Here is a 19,718-nt window from a genome sequence, read left to right as displayed (position 1 = left end):
TGAACCGAGAGCCCGGAGTTACAGTTCGCAGCCAGTCGTATCACACGCCGGCTGGGCCGCCTCGCCGTCGAGGTTTCGAAGCAGTTCGACCGCGGCGGTTTCGCCTTCCTCGGGTGCGACGTTCTGTCCCATCCAGACGGGGTTCGAGGCCTGCTGGTCGCACTCGCGGAACGCCACGTCCCCGAAGATGGTCTCGTGGGTCATGCCGGGCAGCACATCGCGTACGTCGTCGGGGTCTTTGGAGCCGGCCTCCTGGATACCGTTTGCCAGCATCAACACCGAGCCGTAACCCACCCGCGAGAAGTTGTCCGGCGGCGCGTCGTACTCGGCCTGATAATCCTCGACGAATTGGGGGTTCGTCCCGGTGTCGATGCTCGGGACGTAGCGGGTGCCGCTGTAAACGTCGTAGGCGGCCGAGCCGGCACCACCACGAACGACGCGGAACGAGCCGGTGGTCGTCACGATGGGGATGTCCTCTTTCAGGCCGCGCCCGGCTGCCTGAACCAGAAACCGAATCAGGTGGCCACCGGTCGCGCCGACGACGAGCGCGTCGGCCGCGTCGACGTTCTCTTCGATCTCGGTAATAGCCGAGTCGAAGTTCTGTGCGGCGGGGGCCGACCGGGTGGTACCGAGTCGCTCGTAGTCGCCGCTGCGCTCGCTCATCCGGGAGTCAACCTCTTCGAGTACGGAATCGCCGTAGGCGTAGTCGGCAATCTGATAGTGGAGGTTCGTCCAACCCTTGTCGGCCAACCACTGGGTCGTCACCTCCGCAATCTGTGCCGTGTTCGTCTCGAACCGGAAGACGTACTCGTTACAGTTCGAGCCGGTAATCGACACGTCCGCTGCTCCCGGCGTGTAGACGACCTGTTGGTTTGCGGCGACCTCGTTGATTGCGAGCGCGACCGAACTCGAAATCGCGCCCGTCAGGAACTGCGCGCCGTCGGATTCGATAGCGTCTTTGGCCGCCTGGACGCCGTCCTCCGAGCTGAGCTGCGTGTCGTACTCCGCGACGTTGAACTCGAAGTCGTACTCGTCGCTCGCGTTCACCTGGTCGATAGCCAGCGTCTCGCCCTGGTTTCGCTCCGTCGCCAGCTCGGCGAAGTCCCCGGTGAACGGTTCGAGCACGCCCAGCGTGACCTCGTCGAAGTCTGTCCCGTCGTCGGTCGTCCCGCCGTCCTCGCCGTCGCCCCCGTCGTCGTCGGTGCTTCCGATACAGCCCGACAGCCCCGTGAGCGCGACAGCGCTCCCTGCCGCCGTCGTCTTGAGAAAGTCTCGTCGCTTCTTTTGTATCTGGTTATCAGTTCTCATACCGTCGCTTTCCCGGTACTGGCATATATGCATTACCCCCTCTATATAGTTGGTTTAAATACCACCCCCGCGTAATAACGGGTTTAAACACCTCTTCTCGTCGTGTCTGGTGTAACGTGAGACAGCAAATCCGCGCCGTTGCGGGCAGATGTCAGGGCGGCACAATCAGGAGGTCTGGGAGTACTCCTCGACCCACTCCTGTAGCGTGATATCCATCGTCGCCTGCGTGATGGCGTTCGAGGACATCGAGTTCGCGCTTTTGACGAGTTCGGCCTCCAGCGTCCGTTTGGGCACTTCACCGAGGAAATGCGGAATCGCACGCTGGACCGAGAGCGGACAGCCGACCTCGTGGGCGAGGGCATACCCCGAAATCGAGTGTGGAATCTCCTCGCTGGCGTAGGCGGGGTCGGGGTCGACGAGGCCGTCGTCGACGTGGTCGGTGTACTCGTAACACTTGCCGACGTCGTGGAGCAGGGCGGCCGCGAGAATCGTATCCATATCGGGGTCTGCGCCGTGGAAGTCGCGTTGCTCGCGTGCCCCCTCGCGGGCGATGCGCGTGACCCCGCGGACGTGTTCGACGTTCGACACCTCGTGGATATTCCAGGCGTAGGGGATGTCCTCGATATCCTGCCAGCCGCCGCGTTCGAGCCCCAGCACCCACGCCTCGACCACCTGCTCGCGCAACTGCGCGTTCTCGATGTCTTCGAGTTCGGGGAAGGCCTCGCGGACCTGTTGCTCGTAGGCTGGCATGGTCACTCCTCGCTTTTGACGACCTGTTCCTGGCCGATGAGGCGGGGGCGTTCCTCGACAGCGAGGAAGTTGTTCACGTCCTCGCGGGCCTTTGCGGCGACTTCCTTCGTGGGGTCGTAGTCTCGCGAGCCCTCGCTACCGAGTGCCTCGTGGAGGTCCTCCAGCGTCTCGAAGTAGAGTTCGGCGACGCCGTCGAACTCGGCGTGTTCGGGGTCAGTCGGATACACCGTGTGATATCGGACGACGCCCTCGATGTCCTTGGCGAGTGGCGAGTGGTTGCTCTCCCAGTAATCCCGGAACTCCTCGTGGCTCATCCCCTCCTGGCGGACGAGAAACGCCGAATGCTTGTAGAGGCCGTCGGTGCTGTCGGCCTCCTCTTTCCAGACTTTCTCCTCGCCGATAAAGCGCGGGCGCTGTTCGATAGCGAGGAAGTTGTTCACGTCTTCGCGGGCCTCTGTGGCGACTTCCTTCGTGGGGTCGTAATCCCGGGAGCCGGGGCTTCCCAGCGCCTCGTGCAACTCGTCGAGGGTCTCGAAGTAGAGTTCGGCGATGCCGTCGAACTCTGCGTGTTCGGGCTCGGTCGGCAGCACCTGCTGGTAGCGGACGACACCCTCGATATCCTTGGCTATCGGGGTGTGATTGTTCTGCCAGTAATCGACGAACTCCTCGTGGCTCATCCCCTCCTGGCGGACGAGCAATGCGATATGCTTGTACATCACCAGCCTCTTCTCACGGACTGGGCATAAACGCGGTGGAACCGGCGGTGGTGTGGTTACCCCATCTGGCCGAGTGTCTGTCTCAGTTCCGTGTCGTACGGCGAGCCGAACAACAGCAGATGGACCAGCAACGGATACAGCCGGTAGGCGTACCGACGCGTCTCGAAGAAACCGTCGTCGATGCCGCGTATCGCGTCGTAGCGCTCGAAGAAGGCGTCGCCGAACGTGTCGGTCCAGTCGACGTACGCCAGCTCGATTTCGGGGTGGGCGTAGTAACACGCCGGGTCGAGAAAGGCACACACCTCCTCGCCGTCAGACAAGATGTTGGTCTCCCAGGCGTCGCCGTGAATCAGCGCCGGGGCGGCAGGCTCGACCAGTATATCCGCCAGCCGGTCGAGCGTGGCCGTCAGTCGCCGGTCGAGCGCCGCGTCGAGCGCGTCGGCGTCGAGACACAGCTCGCGAACGTGCCGGAGTCGGTGGTCGACGTAGAACCGCGACCACTCTGTAGTCCAGGGGTTCGGCTGCGTGACCGTTCCGGTGAGCGTCTCGAACGGAAAACCAAACGCCGCTGCCGTGGTCTCGTGGAGGGCCGCGAGGCGGTCGGCAGCGTCGCGCGCGACGGCGGGCGTGTGGGCTGGCGTCCCCTCGGCGTGTGTCAGTACCAGCAGGTCGTCCGAGGCCTGCAGTACCGTCGGCACCGGCAGGCCGTTCGCGTCGAGGTGCTGGAGCATCCGCGCCTCGGCGGTGAGCGGCGTCTCGCCGGTCTTTGCGACGACTGTCCGCCCGTCTGTGAGGGCGACCCGATAGACGGTGCCAATCATTCCGCCGTCGAGTTCGGACAGCTCACGAACCGTCGTTCCGAGCGCCCGCTCGATGCGTGCCGTGTCCACGCTCGAACGTCCGGAGCCGAGCACAAGAGTGGCGCGGTCCTCACTCGCTCGTGGCGTCTGGCAGCACCGACGAGGGGAGCCGGACCCGGGCGACGGTGCCTCCAGATTCCCGCTGTGCGAGCGAGAGGTCACCTCCCAGGTCGGTCGTCGCCCAGTTCGTAACCCAGAGGCCAACGCCAGAGCCGTGTTCCAGCGGTGTCTCCTCGCCCTCGTCGAGAACCGCGCGCTCCCTGTCGGGAATCCCTGGGCCGTCGTCACGGACCTCGACGACGACCGGGTAGCGCTCGTTTCCGTCGACCGTCGCGGCGAGTTCGACTTGCGGTGTGTCGCTGTCGGCGTGTTCGACCGCGTTCTCGACGAGGTTGTCGAGCACGAACCGCAGTGCTGGCCGGTCACACCGTATTTCACCGGCTGACGACCGCCCGTCGACTGTCACGCTCGCGCCCGGCCATCGGTTTTCGTACTCGTCTGCGACGGTTCCGAGGAACTCGCCGAGTGCGAACTGTCGCTGGCTCTCGGCCGCGAGAATCTCCTCGATTCGCCGGGCTTTCGTCCCGAGTGACTGCAGCGAGTCGGCGGAGTCGATTGCGGTATCGAGCCGGGCGGTGAGAGTTTCCTCGACCTCGTCGGCGACGACCTCGGCGTTTGCGGTGATGACGCTCACCTCGTTGCGGATGTTGTGGCCCAGGATGCGGTTGAACACCTCAAGACGCTGTTTGCGCAACTCTCGCTCGGTCACGTCACGGAGGCTCACGATAGCGCCGAGTTCACGGCCGTGGCCGTCAGTCAGTCGCGATACCTGGCTGTCGAACTGGCGGACGCCACGGGCGGTGTCGAGGTCGACGGTGTCGCGCTCGTCGAACGCCGTCCGCGTGTAGCCGAGTGCGTCCGACAGGCCCGTCCCGAGGGAGACGGACTCCTCGACGACGTCGCGGGTGCGCTCGTTGAGCGAGAGAATCCGGTCGTCCACGTCGACAATTGCGACGAGGTCGTCGGTCTCGCGGAGCATCGCTCGCTCCCCGATTAGCCCCGCCGTCGGCACCGGGTCGAAGGCGTCGTAACGGTACACAACGAGCGCGGCGGCGACGGCGGTGATAACGAACCCGCCTGCGAAGATACTCGCTGATGGGACTGTCACGTCCTGGTCGATGAGTTGTCCGAACAGCGTGACCGCCAGACTCGGCACGATGCCCGCGACGATGAGCGCACTCCCCTGGGACAACGGGACGTAATCGTCGAGAACCGTACTTCGGAACACCAGCAGGGTGCCGATGAGCGCGAGCGCCGAGTACGTACTCAGCACGACCGCCGACAGCGCCGCGGCAGTTGCGCCGAGTGACCCGACTCCCGGTTCGAGGAGCCACGGCACCAACACGAGCGACGGCACGAGCAGTAGACCGACCAACAGCGGCCCCTGGCGCGTGTAGGTACCCGTGTACTGGAGCGCAAACAGGAACCAGACGACGGTCGCCACACACCAAAAGCCAAGGAAAAGCAACGTCGGCACCACCGTCGAACTCACTACGGCAAACGAGAGCGAGACCACGGGAATCAGCCCACAGGAGACGAGATAGAGGCTGAAAACCGTCGACCCCGGCCGGTCCCACCGCCGGTAGCTGTCGCCGCCGATACCGACGAGGGCGATGCCGGCCACCACGGCGACGAGGTAGACGAGCGACGCGTAGTTCGCCATCGGTGATTCATTCCGGGCCTGCTATAATAACGGTGCAGGGTTCACTGGCCCGACGGCGCTTCGACGGCGGGCACTTTATTGAGCGTGACCGTCCAAGACAGGACCATGCAACGCTCCTTTCACGACCAGGAACCGACCGTCGCCGACTCTGCCTCCGTCGACCCGACGGCGGTGCTCGTCGGCAACGTAACTGTCGGCGAGGAGGCGACAATTCTGCCCGGCGCGGTTATCCGCGGCGACGGCGGCGGTGAAGTCGTCCTCGACGCGCGTGCGAACGTTCAAGATAACGTCACCATCCACGCAGACGCTCCCGACCAGCAGGTCCACCTGGAGGAGAACGCCGCAGTCGGGCACAACGCAATCGTCCACAACGCGACTGTCGGCGAACACAGCCTCGTCGGGATGAACGCGACGGTGCTCGACGACGCGATGCTCGAACCCTACAGCGTCGTCGGCGCGAACGGCCTCGTCACCGAAGGCCAACGCGTCGAGTCAGAGACCCTCGTCGGCGGTACACCCGCCGAGGTCCTCCGAGACGACCTCGACAGAGACGCGACGCTCTTCGAGACGGCAGCACACTACACGACGCGGGTCGAGGGGTTCGATTCTGTCGACAGTTAGGCGAAGAACGAAGGTGAGAGCAGCAGGAAAGCCCCGGCTGAGTACGCTCCCGCGCCTCGCTGCGCGCGCTCGCAGTCCTCGCGTGCTTGTGTCGGCGGGGTTCGCGTACTCAGCCGCCCCTTTCAGTCCCCCCAGGAGAAAAACTGCGCCGGGCAAAGACAGGGACTGTCCGGTCAAGCGTGAAAGCATCCAATCTCTACTAATTCACACCACTGCTTGTCAAGACAAGAAGTTATGAACTGTGTAATGGAACATTCAAGATTAGTTGATTGTTCGTTTCATCCCGAATTGTGTGTCTTTAATCAAACTGGGCAAGATTTAGATGTATTCGATTAGTCATCCAGAATAATGGCAGACGCAGAGGTTTCCAAGGTCGATGTATCTCAACTCATTGCGGATGTGACAGAATATCAAAAGCATGCTTTTCTCACAGGAGCAGGGACTTCCAAGCAGGCTGGAATCCCGACTTCTGGAGAGCTTATCGAAGAGTGGCAAACAGAGCGTTACGAACAAGCAGAGACAGACAAAGAACGCGATGCATGGATTGAAACGGCTGAAGAAGAGATTGGGGCCGAGCAGAGTGAATATGGGTTTTGGTTTGAGCAGTGCCACCCAAAGGAAGTCCATCGACGCAAATACATTCAGGAACTAGTTGACGATGTTGACCCGACGTTGCATCACCTAGTTCTTGCTAAGATGATGTCTGAGAGTTATATTCCACACGTACTTACGCCGAATTTCGATGACCTGCTGTTCGATGCGTTCTATCTATACCTCGAAGATAAGCCGAATGTGCTTGCCCACCAGGCCCTTGCTCCAGAGTTTAGACTCACCAACGACGATTCGACCATCGTGAAGCTCCACGGTGATTATCTGTATAACAACCTGAAAAACACGGACTCGGAGACAGACAACTTAGCGCCCACGATGCGTAAAGTGGTCAAACAAACCGTAGAGGAATACGGGCTGGTCGTCGTGGGGTACAGCGGTGGTGACGAGTCAATCATGGAGCCGCTTCGCAATGCGGAATTATCACAGTATGGTATCTACTGGTGTGTGCGCTCTGCTGATAATCTTCGACCGGAAGTGGAGGAACTGCTACAACAACCAAACGTAGACCTCGTCGAAATTGAGTCATTTGGGAGTCTGATGGCAAAGTTTGAAGAGGAAATCCCAGATGTGGAGTTACCGGCACCGAGCGACATTGTCGACAGAGCCGAGGAGAGAGCAGAAAAGCTCCGTGGAACGGTGGCAGACGGGGACAATAAAGCCACCAGTGAAGAAGAAGAGGAACTCCGTGAGAGAACGTCAAAGAGGTGGGCAGCCACTGAGGAATATGATGATGGAAACTATGCACGAGCGCTGGCGCTCATTAATGACGTAATCGACGACAAGCCAGACGATGCAGTGGCATACAGTATCCGCGGAATGACGAAGCAAGAATTGGGTCAAAATGAGGGGGCAATCAACGACTATACTCAAGCTATTGAACTCAACCCAGACCACGCCGTTGCCTACTACAATCGTGGCAATGCAAAAAAAGAGCTTGGCTGGTACGAGGAGGCTATCGACGACTATACCCGGGCCATTGAACGCAATCTCGACAAGGCAGACGCTTACACTAACCGGGGCAATGCAAAATATAAGCTTGGCCGGTATGAGGAGGCTATTGACGACCACACTCAGGCTATCGAACTTGATCCAGACTTCGCGCCTGCTTACAGCAACCGGGGCAATGTAAAGGATAAGCTTGGCCGGTATGAGGAGGCTATTGACGACCACACTCAGGCTATCGAACTTGATCCAGACTTCGCGCCTGCTTACAGCAACCGGGGCAATGTAAAGGCTGAGCTTGGCCGGTACGAAGATGCCATCGAAGACCATACACAGGCCATCGAGATTACTTCCGAGTCTGTCATCGCGCTACAGAATCGAGCCGAAATGAGGATTATCACTGGAAAATATAATTTGGCTCTCGACGACGCTTCAGAAGCGAAAGCACATAGTGACTCAACTTACAGGCAAACAATGAGTGTGTTTTTGGAGCTTATCGCTAAAATTCTCCATGACGAGGATGCTACCTCTGAAAGGGAAGAATATCAGAATCTCTGTGAGAAAGAATTCACCACGGATTGGGATTTCGAACATCTTGACTCTTGGCTGGTGGATGCAAACCTTGATACAGAGAAACGAGAAGAGATCGAAGAGCTAATTGAGTTACTTCGGGAACACAAACCGGATTCGTAAATTAACGATTCAGTCAGCACCCTCGGGAGAGCCGACGGTGACGAACTGGTCGATGTTCTCTAGGTCCGGTATCGACTCGTAGGGCCGGTCGACGACCACGTCGCCGGCGCGCTGGCGGCCAATGCCGGGGATTGCGGTCAGCTCGTCCATCGAGGCGTCGTTGACATCCAGAGGGTAAGGAACGCCTGTCACCGAGCGGTAGCCGTGGTCGGTGACCGCCACGTCGACGACCCTGCCGAGGGAACGCTCGCCGGGGACCGCGACGAGCAGCGGGTAGGTGCCAAGCTGGCGGCCGAAGGTCTTGCCGTCCTGGTGGTACTCCAGATGGACGTCCTCTAACACCGTCCCCGGCGGCGCGACGCGCTGGAGCATCGGATTGTCGATTTCCTCGCGAATCTCTGTCTTGTACTGCTTGAACAGCTTCTTGTGGTCGTGGGCGATGTCCGCGCCGGTGTCTGACATCTCGGTGCCCTCGAAAGACATCACCTGGCGGATGTTCACCCGCCGGACCATCAGCCCCTCGTCGTAGACGCGCTGGAGGAACTCCCGGTTGTGCTCGAAGGTTTCCCGGCGCTCGCCCTGGAGGCCGTGCAAGAGGTTGATACCCGGCAACAGCTTCGGGAGGCGACGGGCGGCGTTCGACCCGAAATTGGGGGCGGTCTCCCTGTCGCCGTTCGCGCGTTCGGAGGCCGCCGGGCCTCCCGGGCGCCAGCCGCCGGCCTCGTTGACGATTTTCACCGCGCGGAAACACTCCTCGGCGGTGACGTTGAGATTGTTCTGTTCTTGGACGACCGGGTCGGCCGACTCCAGGCCGAAGGCGGCGGTGTCACCCGGCGTGTTGTGCTCGGCGATAATTCGGATTCCTTCTCTGGATTTCTCGGGCCACCTGACGATGGTGATGGGGTTCATGTTGTCGAGGTGTAGCGTCCCCAGGTCGGGGACCGCCTCGCGGATGCCGCCGTAGAGCTCGCGGAGGGCGTCGGGGTTTGGCGCTTCGCCGTCGCCGCCGTAGGCGAGGATGTCGGCCTGTCGGCCGAGTCGGAAATGCCGGAGGCCGTACTCCGCGAGCGCCTCGGTCTCGCCGACGACGGAGTCGGGCGTCCGGAAGGAGGGGTCTGCGCCGTACAGCGGCTCCGTACAGAACGAACAGCGGTAGGGACAGCCCCGCGAGGTCTCCATCTCGGCGATGAGATATTCGGGATGATTTGGGTGTTGCTCGACGACGAAGGCGCCCTGTTTGGCCCAGCGGGTGATTTCGTCGTTGTCGCGCATCCGGTCGCCGAAGCCTTCGAGGCCGCCGTGGACGAGGTCGTAGGCCGCGGCCTCCACGTCGCCTTTGGCGACGAAGTCGTAGTCGAGGTCTTCGCGCTCGGTCTCGGTGGCACCGGCGTTTTCCTCGCCGACGCCAAACCGGACCGGCCCGCCCATCAGCGTCGTCCCCTCGGCGGTCCAGGCGATGCGCCGGACCTCCTCGGGTTCGGCGGGGGTGCCGCCGACGTACTTGCCGGGGACAGTCATTCCGCCGACGTAGACGACGAGGTCGGCCGTCGCCACGTCCTGCCAGCGGTCGCGCTCGTCTCGAAGCGCGTCGATAGTGTGATATGTAATCGCCGACTGGGGGACGCCGGCGTCGACGAGTGCGCCCGCAACGTACCGGGGGTACGTCGAGATATAGGGCGGCACGCCGAAATGTGCGGGCTCGTCGACGTAGCCGTCGACGAGCGTGACGGAAATCTCTGCCGGGTCCTGCATGAGAGGGCTGTAGCCGCTCGTTCCTGAAAACGGTGTCTACTTCAGGCTCTACCCGGTCTGTACCGGACACCACGCGTGTGACACCGACACTGCTGGTTACACGGCGGAGGTCTCACATCTGGCAGTCTCTCGCGGTAATCGCCGGAAACACAGAGGTCCCAATCCCTTGTAACGAACTCAGGCCTGCTTACACCACTCGACCGACTCCTCGACCGACCCGAACGACTCAGTCTCGACGTCGGCTTCCATCTTTACCTTGGCCGCACTGGCTATCATCCCATCGGCGACGTACGCGTGCCGGTCGATTCCGACATCGTCTGCCAGCTGTGACCACTCCTCGTTAATCCGCTCAAGCGTGTCACTCATCTCCCTCCCGAGGGCTTCAGCGTTCTCGATAGCGACGACCGTGGCGCTCATCTCCTCCGTTGACGCTTCCTCGCGGTAATGCTCCTCTCCGGCGTCAATCTCCCCCGACTGGACGTACGCGGCGAAGTCGGTAATCGTCCAGACGCCGACCTCCCCGCGGCTCTCGTACTCCACGTGATTTAACGAGTGAATTGATACCATATACCATGATTGGAGATGAGAAACATAAACCTTCGCCTACCGTGGACATCGAGCGTGTCGGCCTGTCCAGGTCTGTCGGCTCAGGCTGCCGTTTCGCTGTCTGGCGTCCGACGCTAGCCTGGCTCAGATGAACGCGAGTGGCACCATCAACGCGACGCCGAGGACGATACCACCGGCGAGCTGTGGCTTGCCGCCGCGGGGAAGCCCCTCGCCGAGGTCGAGCGCCTCGGGGATGAACTCCGTGAGGACGAGATATATCATCGCCCCGGCCGCGAAGCCGAACCCAAACGGCAGGAACGCTCGGGCGACGCTGACGAAGGCAAACGCGATGACCGCACCGAGAGGCTGGGGGAGACTGGAGAACACCGCCCACCAGACCATCTTCGACTCCGAGACGCCCATCGACCGGAGCGGAATCGAAATCGCGGTCCCCTCCGGGATGTTGTGAATCGAGATAGCGACGGTCATAAACACCGCGAGCAACGGCACCGTGAACCCGAGTACCGAGAGCCCGCCCTCTAGCCCGAGGTCGGCAAACGAGACGCCGACGGCAATCCCTTCCGGAAAGCTGTGGACCGTGAGGATACCGAGGATGAGGACGAGCTTCGTGAAATCAGCCTCCTCGTACTCGCGCGGGTCGATGTCGGCGTCGACGAGCACGTCGTGGGCGACGACCACCAAGACGACCCCGACAGCCATGCCGGCGGCGATTTCGAGAGGCGTCCCCTCGGCCAGTCCTTCTTGGACGAGACCAAACGTCGAGGCAGACACCATGATGCCCGAGGAGAACCCCCAGAGGACGACGCTGTGGCGGTCGCGTATCGAGTCGAAGAAGAAAAACGGCAACGCACCGAGTCCAGTCGCCAACGCGGTGACGAGGCCAGCGACGAACACCAGAACGAGGTTCTCGAAGACGACCATCTACTGCTAGCTACCGGCTACCTGTACAAAGCGCCACCGGACCGCTGCTCGGGCCGGGGGCGGTCACTCCGGACTGATAACGTCTCGACAGCTCGGACACTCTGCGTATACACCGGGGCCGGCAGCGGTGTCGTACTGTATCAGGACGTGACGGTCGCCAATCTCTGCGCCACAGGACGGACACGTGCCACGTAGGGACGGACAATGGGCTGTCATGGGTGGGTGCGTCATAAGGGGGGAAAGAGCGTGTGACACTCTTGTCGAGAGCGAGGGTGACGCCCTCTACATAACCCATGAACGTTCGGGAATAAATAGGCAACCCACCCGGAGTGAAAGTGAAACTGGCAGACGGGAGTGCTGTGTGGTGTGGTATCACGCGAGACGTAGGGCGACACAGGATAGCGGCTTCGAAGTGTGACCGCACAGCAGGTCACGAGGGCGGGTCGAGACAGACAGCGACGCGGTCGTCGGTCGTCGCGACGAGCGCGGCCTTCTCGTCGCGCGAGCGTGATTTGATGGCGTACTCGCGAGACTGCGCTGTACTTCTGTTGTCGTGATACTCGACGTAGCACAGCGAGACGGGGGTTCGCCCGGCGGTGTATTTCGCGCCGTCGCCCGCGTCGTGTTCGGCGACACGTCTGCCGACATCGGTGGTGTAGCCGGTATAGAGGGTCTCGTCGCTGCACTCCAGGACGTAGACGTAGTGGTGGCCCATCGTCGCCCGACGCAGTCACTCGATGTCGTACGAGGCGAGGTCTGCGAACTCCTCTTCGTCGGTCGTGAACCACCTGACGATAATCGTCTGGCCGGACTGGAACTGTCCGCCAACGTCGACGCTGTCGCCCTCTTCGATTGGGAGTTCCCACCCCTGAAGTAGCGCTTCGGTGTCCTCCTGGCTCCGGAGTATCTGGACAGCACCAGCGTTGTCCTCGTTGAGAGCCTCACCGCCGTCGTGGGTGACAGTGAGCGTGTTGCCCTCGACCGTGAAGGTAAACGAGGCGTCTGGAACGCCGTCGCCGCCACCGCCCCCGAGACAGCCGGCGAGCCCGACGGTGGCTCCCAGCGACGCCATCGTTGTTCCTGCGACGAACTGCCGTCTCGTAAGTCGGTCTCGCATACTCTGAGTGATAAAGCGGGCGCTTATTAGTCATTCGGCTCTTGTCTGTGAGTAATCATATCGGGCGCTCTCAGTCCGCAGAGAGCGCATCGACATCTGCGGCGGTCACCTCGCGGTCGTCGGGGAGGGCGTCGATGCAGTCGTGACAGAGGAAGTGTTCGGTGCCGTCTGCGAGTTCGAGCACCAGTCCGCCGGTCGACTCCTGATTGAACGACCAGAGGTTGGCCGACGCCGACCCGATGGTGACTGCCGTTCCACAGCCGTCACACGGCTCACGCGACATACCCGATGTAGGGACTCGCCGGACAAGACACTTTCCCGCCGACTCAGTCGCCTGCTGTCGAGAACGCGGCCATCGCTCCGCCGGCCATAGCCATGACGCTCGCGCCGATGACGACGCTGTTGGTGTCGCCTTCGAGGGTCCCGCGGCCGATAAGCGCCACTCCACACAACGAGAGCATGCTACTGGCCAGGATACCCGCAGTCTGTCGGTCCATCTGTCAGGGCCGGTAGACGCGGCCACGGAACGTGGCGACGCGGTCGTCTGCCTCGTCTGTGACGACGATTTCGTACTCGGCGGTCGCGCCAGCGAGGTGTGTCTCCTCGGCGGTCGCGGTCAGGGTTTCGCCGACCTCGACGGCGTCGAGATAGGAGATATTCGTCTCCAGAGCGAGTGCGGTCTCCCCGTGTGAGTTCGAGGCGGCGGCGAAGGCCGCGTCGGCGAGCGAGTAGATTGCGCCGCCGTGTGGCGTTCCATGGAAGTTGAGCAGGTCTTCGGTGACCGTCAGCGCTGTTCTGGCAGACCCGGCGTCGAGGCTGACTAGCTCGATTCCGAGCGTCTCACAGAACGGGTCGGCGTCGATTCGCTCACGTACCTCGTCGTCTACGCCTGTCATAGTCGCCCGTTCGCTGACGAGTGTCAAATAAGCTCCGCCGTACAGCTACCAGGGGTGCCACGCAGTCGCGACACCGGCACACCCGGTGTCGATACCAACAACTGTATATCACTATCAGCATATCTAACTAATATAGACCACGGCTATGGTTCGCACAGACTCTCTCTGCGTACTCGTCGTCGACGACAGCGATTTCTTCGTCTCGATGCTCGCTGACAAGCTCACTACCGAGTACGGCATCACGACGAAGATGGCAACAAACGCCGACGACGCGCTAGCCGAGCTGCGTGATAGCGATATCGACTGCATCGTGAGCGATTACGAGATGCCCGAGACCTCCGGGCTGGAGCTGTTCGAGATGGTCGACGCGAACGTGCCGTTCGTCTTGCTCACTGCCCAGGGCGATGAGTCGACCGCGAGCCGGGCCATCAGCATGGGCGTCGACGACTATCTCCTCAAGGAAGCCGTCATGGAGAAGTCACTCGACCTGCTGGTCAACCGCATCCAGAACGTCGTCGAACAGCGACGCACCCAGCGCAAGTACGAACAGCTCATCGACAACACTCCCGACGGCATCGCACAGCTCAGCCCCGACGGCGAGATACTCGCCGCAAACGAGGCCGCCGCAACCGAGTTCGGCGTCGCCCAGTCCGACCTGGTCGGCCGTCAGCTGTCAGCGTTTCTCCCCGAAGACGTTGCCGCCGGCCGCCTCGAAGAGTGCGAGCGCGCGCTCGCGACAGACAACGCAGTCACGTTCCAAGACAGCGTCGGCGTCCGCCACTTCCACAACATCGCGGTCCCGCTCTCGACGGTCGGCGAAGAGTCGATCCAGCTCGTGAGCCGCGAGATTACCCACCAGAAACACAACGAGCGCAAGCTCGAGCGGAAAAACGAGAGTCTCGCCATGATAAACCGTATCGTCCGACACGACATCAACAACGACCTCCAGCTACTGGTGTCGTGGTCGGAACGCCTCGAAGACCACGTCGACGACACCGGCCGGACCTTCCTCGACCGCATCCAGGACACGAGCGACCACATCGCCGAACTCACCGCGACCGCGCGTGATTTCGTCGAGTCGCTCGACGGCGACGACGACCCCGACCTCGAACCCGTCGCGCTCCGGAGCGTACTCGAGACGGAAATCGAGAAAAAACGGGCGAGCTACGGCGAGGCGAGCATCAGCGTCGACACTCTGCCGCAGGTGTCTGTCCGGGCCAACGAGCTTCTCTCCTCTGTGTTTGGCAACCTCCTGAGCAACGCTGTCCGTCACAACGAGTCGGACAACCCCACGGTCACTGTCAGCGCCGAGGAAATCGACACCGAGGTCCGCGTTCGCATCGCAGACAACGGTCCCGGTATCCCCGACGAGCACAAGCGAGACATCTTCGGTAAAGGCGCGATGGACCCCGATAGCCCCGGCACAGGTCTCGGGCTCTTTCTCGTGTCGACGCTCGTCGACCAGTACAACGGCAGCATCTGGGCCGAGGACAACGAGCCCAGCGGCGCGGCGTTCGTCGTCGAGTTGCCGACGACCGACCAGGAGCCACAGGACAGCCTGGCCGCTGACTGGACCTGACTGTTGACACTCGTTCCCACGATGTTGGAACGGTGACAATACACATTATGCTGGTCGTTCACACATCTGCTAGGATGACGACCGACGAGACTACAGAGACGCTGGGGGGTATCGAGATGACAGAGACAGAAATCGAGCAGTTTCTGACCGAACAGGGCCACGGCATCCTGGCGCTGGCCGACGACGCCGACGCCTACGGCGTCCCCATCTCGTTCGGGTACGACGGCGAGTGGCTGTACACGTCACTCCTCGAGTTCGGCGACGAGAGTCAAAAGCTCGCGTATCTCGACGAGACCGACACGGCCTGTCTGACGACCTACCAGGTCAGCACCCGCTTCGACTGGAAAAGCGTCGTCGTCCGGGGAACCGTCCGGCAGGTGAACGAGGACGATATCGAGTACATGGACGACGTACTCGACGAGAACGCCTGGTTCCCCACTATCTTCCCGCCGTCGGACCCGATGACCGGCGTGCGCCACCTCGCACTCGTCCCCGAGGAGATGACTGGTCGAAAGGGGCAGGCATACCAGTAACACTCCCGGCAGTACGCTTATAAGTCTCTGTGAGCTGATATGACCAATGGCCGATACAGACGTCGACGTTTCCACGGAAGGGACGAATGCAGTGGGCGACGAGCCCGCCGACGAGCCATCGCATGTCACCGAGGAGACGACGGTCCACGAGGAGGCCCAACTCGAACGGACAATCGGCCTCGTTGGCGGCCTGGCCATTGGCATCGGGACGATGATAGGTGCGGGTATCTTCGTCTTTCCGGGGCTCGCGGCCGGCAATGCCGGTCCCGCGGCGACGCTGTCCTTTGGTATCGGCGGCGCTATCGCGTTGCTGGTCGCGCTACCGGCCTCGGAACTCGCGACGGCGATGCCACGGAGCGGCGGCGGCTACTACTTCATCTCCCGGAGCATGGGGACTGGCTACGGCGCTGTCGTCGGTCTCGGGCTCTGGATGGGGCTGGTCTTCGCCTCGGCGTTTTACCTCGTGGGACTGGGCCACTACGCGACTGCGGTGCTTGCCGAGGTCGGTGTCACACTGTCGCTCGACCCGGTGATTCCGCTGGCGTTGCTGTTCGCGGTGGCGCTGACGGCGCTGTCTATCGCCGGCACCGAGAACACCACGAAGATACAGAACGTCGTCGTCATCGTCTTGCTCGTCATCCTGACGGCGTTTCTCTCCTATGGCTCGCTCGACGCACTCGGCGTCTTCGGGCGCGAGTCGGCCCCGGGGACGCTGTTCTCACAGGGGTACTTTCCGGTACTCCAGACCGCCGCGCTCGTCTTTACGTCCTATCTGGGCTTTGCACAGGTGGCCACGGTCGCGGGCGACATCAAAGAGCCCAGCCGGAATCTCCCGCTCGCGATGGTCGGCTCGGTCCTCATCGTGACGGTCTTCTATGTCGTGACCATCTTCGTGGCAACGAGCGCGTTCGGTGCCGACCGACTGGAGAGCTTCGGCGAGACGGCGATGGTCGAGGTAGCCCGAGACTTTCTCGGCCTGCCGGGCGCGGTCGCCATCCTCGTCGCGGGGCTGTTGGCGACGTTTTCGAGCGCGAACGCCTCTATCCTGAGTGCGTCCCGAACCGTCTACGCGCTGAGCCGGGACGCGCTGATTCCCCGCCGGGCCAGCGACATCAACCTCCGGTACGGGACGCCACACATCGCCTTACTCGCCGCTGGCGGGCCGATTGCCGTCCTCGTCGCGACCGGCCAAGTCGAACTGCTGGCCGAGGTGGCGTCGTTTCTCCACCTCGTGATGTACGCCCTCATTTGCGTTGCGTTGCTGGCGCTGCGGCGACGCGACCCCGACTGGTACGACCCCAGCTTCGAGATGCCGGGCGTCCCCGTTCTGCCGGCGACGGGCGCGCTCGCGAGCGCCGCGCTCATCGTGTTCATGCAGCCCGCGTCCATCGTCGTCGGCGTACTCGTGATGGCTGTCTCGTACGGCTGGGCCCGGTACTACGCAGACGACGTTCAACTCAAGGGTGATTTCTGATGACAGACACCAACTCGACAGAGCGACCGACCGTGCTCGTTCCGGTTCGCGTCCTCGACGGCGACGGCATTCCCGACGGCGTCCCCGAACTCCTCGGGAACGCTCACGTGGTCGTGCTCGGCTATCACGTCGTCCCGGACCAGACTGCACCGGGCCAGGCCCGCCTGCAGTTCGAGGACCGCGCCACCGACCGTCTCGCGGAGTTCGCGACGATGTTCGAAGCCGCGGGCGCGACCGTCGAGACGGAACTGGTATTCACACACGAAAAACAGCAGACAATCGACCGACAGATCCGGGACCACGCTTGTCACGCGGTGCTGGTGGCAAACGCGACGCGTCCCCCGGAACGCGTCCTCGTCGCCGTCCGGGGGACTATCGGCTCCTCGCGCATCGCCCGCGTCGTTGCCGGGCTGTTCGCCGACACCGACGCGGCGGTGACGCTGTATCACCTGGCGGCCGACGACGAGTCAGACACAGACGCCGAGACGATGCTCGGGGCCGTCCGCGACCGGCTGGTCGACCGCGGGATGGACGAGGACGCAATCGCCCTCGAAATCGGGCGCGAGGACGGTCCGCGGGCGGCAATTGCCGACGCCGCGACGAGCTACGACGTGGTGGTCATGGGCGAGTCTGAACCCTCGCTTGCGACCTTTGTCTTCGGGATGGCCGCCGACGATGTGGCAGAACAGTTCCTCGGTCCCGTGGTCGTCGTCCAGCGCGACCCCTAGAAGTCGACCCCGAGGTCCATCTCGTAGCGGTGCATGGCGTCGCCCTCGTCGGTGAGGACAAACGTCCCGGTAAACGTCTGCCCGTCGAGCATGTGGGGCATCCATATCCGGTCGTCGACCCACATCTCGTCGTAGGGGAGGTCCTCGGCGGTGTGCCACTCCGGCACCGCCTCCTCGGTCGCCTGTGGCGTCCCCTCGATGCCGTCGGCGGTGAAGACGTGGACGTACATCGAGTCGTCGTCCGGCGTGTCATCTCGGAAGTGAAAGCCGAACTCGCCCCGTTTCTCGACGCCGGTCGCCTCGACCCGTAGCTCCTCACGCACTTCCCGCCTGGCCGCCTCCATGGCGGTCTCGCCGTCCTCGACTTTTCCGCCTGGGCCGACGAGGTTCCCCTCACCGAGCCCGCGCTGTTTCCGAATCAACAGCAACTCCCCGTCGATGATGGGGTGACACAGCGTCGACTCGTTCATACCTGTGGGTTGCTCTCCCGGCAGGTAGCCGTTGTGGTCTGCCACAGCCCCACATTTATTCGGCGGTTGCGCGTACGGTGACATATGTCGTCCCTGCCAGACGGGGTTCGCTCCCGGACAGTGTCGACGGACCGCCTCGAAACACACCTGCTGGAGACCGGCCGCGCGGACGGCGACCCGGTGGTGTTCGTCCACGGCAACGCCTCCTCGTCACGGTTCTACGCCGAACTCCTCGCCGACCTCCCCGACCGGTATCGGGCGATTGCGCCGGACCTGCGCGGATACGGTCACTCGGAACGCCGTCCTATCGACGCGACTCGCGGCCTGCGAGATTTCGCCGAGGATATCCGGGCGCTCGTGGCCGAAATCGAAATCGAACAGCCCGCGCTGGTCGGCTGGTCGACTGGCGGCGGTGTCGTGATGCGCTATGCCATCGAACAGCCCGAATCGGTGGCGTCGCTTGCGCTGTTGAATCCCGTCTCGCCGCACGGATACGGCGGCACCCGACGCGACGGAACGCCCTGCCAGCCCGACTACGCGGGGACTGGCGCAGGGATGGCAAATGACGACTTCATCGAGCGTCTGGAGGCGGGCGACCGGAGGGCCGACTCCGACGCCTCGCCGCGCAACGTCATGCGCTCGTTTTATCTCGCGCCCGAGACCGAACTCGACCCCGAACTCGAAGACGCCTACGTCGACGCGCTGTTGAACACCGAGACAGGCGACGACTACTACCCCGGCGACGCGACGGCCTCGGAGAACTGGCCCGGCGTCGCGCCGGGCGAGGGCGGGACCAACAACGCACTCTCGCCGAAGTACCTCGATTTGACAGGTATCGTCGACATCGACCCCGCGGTGCCGATTCTCTGGATTCGCGGCGCAGAGGACCGCATCATCTCCGACACCTCGTTTTTCGACGCCGGCTACCTCGGCAAAATCGGCGAACTCCCGGAGTGGCCCGGCGAAGACGAGTACCCGCCACAGCCGATGGTCAGCCAGACTCGGGCGGTGTTCGAGGAATACGCCGACGCCGGCGGCGAGTATGACGAACTCGTCGTCGAGGGGGCGGGCCACTCCCCGCACATCGAGCAACACGACGAGGTGCTGTCTGCACTGACCGCACATCTCGACGACGCGACGACTCGAATCGGAAACTCTTAACCACGCCGCTGATAACCCACTGACATGGCCAAGTTCGAAGAAGCAGAGGAACGGCTCTTCACAGCCCAGATTTGCATGCGGTGTAACGCTCGCAACTCCCAGCGTGCCAACAGCTGCCGGAAATGTGGATACAAGAATCTCCGGCCGAAGGCACGCGAAACGCGCAGCGCATAACGCCCGTCTGGCTTTTGCGGACGCCTGCACCGTCGAGCCACAGCAGTCTGTCGTCTCCCTAATACGCCCTTATTGTCTTTTGCAGACATTCAATACCATCAGAGACCATCCGACACCACAC

Annotated in this window: 23 protein-coding genes; 8 read left to right on the top strand and 15 right to left on the bottom strand. The window is 62.5% G+C overall.

Translation table 11 applies throughout. The annotated features are described in order from the left end of the window. Nucleotides 1-18 precede the first annotated feature (18 nt). The 5 genes from BLR34_RS14145 to BLR34_RS14125 all read right to left on the bottom strand — a co-directional run bounded on the left by BLR34_RS14145 (nucleotide 19) and on the right by BLR34_RS14125 (nucleotide 5,357). Complete coding sequence (locus BLR34_RS14145; RefSeq protein WP_092704178.1) at nucleotides 19-1,308, bottom strand: ABC transporter substrate-binding protein; 1,290 nt, start codon at nucleotides 1,306-1,308, stop codon at nucleotides 19-21. Between the two features lie 165 nt (nucleotides 1,309-1,473). After that, complete coding sequence (locus BLR34_RS14140; RefSeq protein WP_092704176.1) at nucleotides 1,474-2,058, bottom strand: HD domain-containing protein; 585 nt, start codon at nucleotides 2,056-2,058, stop codon at nucleotides 1,474-1,476. 2 nt (nucleotides 2,059-2,060) lie between these two features. Continuing rightward, nucleotides 2,061-2,774, bottom strand: a complete 714-nt coding sequence (locus BLR34_RS14135; RefSeq protein WP_092704175.1) for an EthD domain-containing protein — start codon at nucleotides 2,772-2,774, stop codon at nucleotides 2,061-2,063. A gap of 56 nt (nucleotides 2,775-2,830) precedes the next feature. Beyond that, nucleotides 2,831-3,664, bottom strand: coding sequence for a fructosamine kinase family protein (locus BLR34_RS14130; RefSeq protein ID WP_245683228.1), 834 nt, complete (start codon nucleotides 3,662-3,664; stop codon nucleotides 2,831-2,833). Between the two features lie 40 nt (nucleotides 3,665-3,704). Next, nucleotides 3,705-5,357 (bottom strand): sensor histidine kinase, encoded by a 1,653-nt coding sequence (locus BLR34_RS14125; RefSeq protein WP_092704171.1) that lies wholly within the window; start codon nucleotides 5,355-5,357, stop codon nucleotides 3,705-3,707. Nucleotides 5,358-5,462: 105 nt separating this feature from the next. Here BLR34_RS14125 and BLR34_RS14120 point away from each other — a divergent pair, with 105 nt between their 5' ends. After that, nucleotides 5,463-5,978, top strand: coding sequence for a gamma carbonic anhydrase family protein (locus BLR34_RS14120; protein ID WP_092704169.1), 516 nt, complete (start codon nucleotides 5,463-5,465; stop codon nucleotides 5,976-5,978). Nucleotides 5,979-6,326: 348 nt separating this feature from the next. Then, complete coding sequence (locus BLR34_RS14115; RefSeq protein WP_092704167.1) at nucleotides 6,327-8,225, top strand: tetratricopeptide repeat protein; 1,899 nt, start codon at nucleotides 6,327-6,329, stop codon at nucleotides 8,223-8,225. A 9-nt stretch (nucleotides 8,226-8,234) separates the two neighbouring features. Here the strand turns inward: BLR34_RS14115 and BLR34_RS14110 are convergent, their stop codons facing one another. The 9 genes from BLR34_RS14110 to paaI all read right to left on the bottom strand — a co-directional run bounded on the left by BLR34_RS14110 (nucleotide 8,235) and on the right by paaI (nucleotide 13,478). Then, complete coding sequence (locus BLR34_RS14110; RefSeq protein ID WP_092704165.1) at nucleotides 8,235-9,977, bottom strand: radical SAM protein; 1,743 nt, start codon at nucleotides 9,975-9,977, stop codon at nucleotides 8,235-8,237. A 177-nt stretch (nucleotides 9,978-10,154) separates the two neighbouring features. After that, a complete protein-coding gene (locus BLR34_RS14105) occupies nucleotides 10,155-10,544 on the bottom strand; it encodes a hypothetical protein (protein WP_143414175.1) in 390 nt (129 codons plus the stop codon). A gap of 123 nt (nucleotides 10,545-10,667) precedes the next feature. Next, nucleotides 10,668-11,465: a ZIP family metal transporter gene (locus tag BLR34_RS14100; RefSeq protein WP_092704161.1), complete on the bottom strand. Its 798-nt coding sequence runs from the start codon at nucleotides 11,463-11,465 to the stop codon at nucleotides 10,668-10,670. Nucleotides 11,466-11,528: 63 nt separating this feature from the next. After that, a complete protein-coding gene (locus BLR34_RS17765; RefSeq protein ID WP_449271824.1) occupies nucleotides 11,529-11,681 on the bottom strand; it encodes a DUF7837 family putative zinc-binding protein in 153 nt (50 codons plus the stop codon). A 214-nt stretch (nucleotides 11,682-11,895) separates the two neighbouring features. Beyond that, complete coding sequence (locus BLR34_RS14095) at nucleotides 11,896-12,180, bottom strand: GIY-YIG nuclease family protein (protein ID WP_092704159.1); 285 nt, start codon at nucleotides 12,178-12,180, stop codon at nucleotides 11,896-11,898. 15 nt (nucleotides 12,181-12,195) lie between these two features. Further along, entirely contained in the window at nucleotides 12,196-12,582 is a 387-nt protein-coding gene (locus BLR34_RS14090; protein WP_092704157.1) for a hypothetical protein, read from the bottom strand. Between the two features lie 70 nt (nucleotides 12,583-12,652). Continuing rightward, complete coding sequence (locus BLR34_RS14085; protein WP_092704155.1) at nucleotides 12,653-12,865, bottom strand: DUF7561 family protein; 213 nt, start codon at nucleotides 12,863-12,865, stop codon at nucleotides 12,653-12,655. Between the two features lie 43 nt (nucleotides 12,866-12,908). Next, the gene (locus tag BLR34_RS17120; protein WP_176765343.1) at nucleotides 12,909-13,079 is read right to left on the bottom strand and encodes a hypothetical protein; all 171 of its coding nucleotides are present in this window, start codon (nucleotides 13,077-13,079) and stop codon (nucleotides 12,909-12,911) included. 3 nt (nucleotides 13,080-13,082) lie between these two features. Further along, nucleotides 13,083-13,478, bottom strand: coding sequence for a hydroxyphenylacetyl-CoA thioesterase PaaI (gene paaI / locus BLR34_RS14080; protein WP_092704153.1), 396 nt, complete (start codon nucleotides 13,476-13,478; stop codon nucleotides 13,083-13,085). Between the two features lie 145 nt (nucleotides 13,479-13,623). On the opposite strand from paaI, the gene BLR34_RS14075 reads away from it, so the two are divergent. The 4 genes from BLR34_RS14075 to BLR34_RS14060 all read left to right on the top strand — a co-directional run bounded on the left by BLR34_RS14075 (nucleotide 13,624) and on the right by BLR34_RS14060 (nucleotide 17,792). After that, nucleotides 13,624-15,057, top strand: coding sequence for a sensor histidine kinase (locus tag BLR34_RS14075; RefSeq protein WP_092704151.1), 1,434 nt, complete (start codon nucleotides 13,624-13,626; stop codon nucleotides 15,055-15,057). A gap of 74 nt (nucleotides 15,058-15,131) precedes the next feature. After that, nucleotides 15,132-15,590: a pyridoxamine 5'-phosphate oxidase family protein gene (locus tag BLR34_RS14070; RefSeq protein ID WP_176765342.1), complete on the top strand. Its 459-nt coding sequence runs from the start codon at nucleotides 15,132-15,134 to the stop codon at nucleotides 15,588-15,590. A 46-nt stretch (nucleotides 15,591-15,636) separates the two neighbouring features. Further along, on the top strand, nucleotides 15,637-17,064 hold the full coding sequence (locus BLR34_RS14065) for an APC family permease (protein ID WP_092704147.1): 1,428 nt from the start codon (nucleotides 15,637-15,639) through the stop codon (nucleotides 17,062-17,064). Next, nucleotides 17,064-17,792: a universal stress protein gene (locus BLR34_RS14060; RefSeq protein WP_092704145.1), complete on the top strand. Its 729-nt coding sequence runs from the start codon at nucleotides 17,064-17,066 to the stop codon at nucleotides 17,790-17,792. The genes BLR34_RS14065 and BLR34_RS14060 overlap by 1 nt, the downstream gene beginning before the upstream one ends. Here BLR34_RS14060 and BLR34_RS14055 read toward each other — a convergent pair. Then, a complete protein-coding gene (locus tag BLR34_RS14055) occupies nucleotides 17,789-18,307 on the bottom strand; it encodes an 8-oxo-dGTP diphosphatase (protein ID WP_245683227.1) in 519 nt (172 codons plus the stop codon). The two genes, BLR34_RS14060 and BLR34_RS14055, sit on opposite strands and share 4 nt — an antisense overlap. 39 nt (nucleotides 18,308-18,346) lie before the next feature. On the opposite strand from BLR34_RS14055, the gene BLR34_RS14050 reads away from it, so the two are divergent. Both BLR34_RS14050 and BLR34_RS14045 read left to right on the top strand, forming a co-directional pair. Then, complete coding sequence (locus BLR34_RS14050) at nucleotides 18,347-19,423, top strand: alpha/beta hydrolase (RefSeq protein ID WP_092704143.1); 1,077 nt, start codon at nucleotides 18,347-18,349, stop codon at nucleotides 19,421-19,423. A gap of 24 nt (nucleotides 19,424-19,447) precedes the next feature. Further along, the gene (locus BLR34_RS14045; protein WP_092704140.1) at nucleotides 19,448-19,597 is read left to right on the top strand and encodes a 50S ribosomal protein L40e; all 150 of its coding nucleotides are present in this window, start codon (nucleotides 19,448-19,450) and stop codon (nucleotides 19,595-19,597) included. Nucleotides 19,598-19,718: the final 121 nt, after the last annotated feature.

The organism is Halovenus aranensis (genome assembly GCF_900100385.1).
GTDB classification, from domain to species: Archaea; Halobacteriota; Halobacteria; order Halobacteriales; family Haloarculaceae; genus Halovenus; species Halovenus aranensis.
Note: the sequence above shows the minus strand (reverse complement) of the source record. Positions and strands in the feature narration are given on the sequence as shown.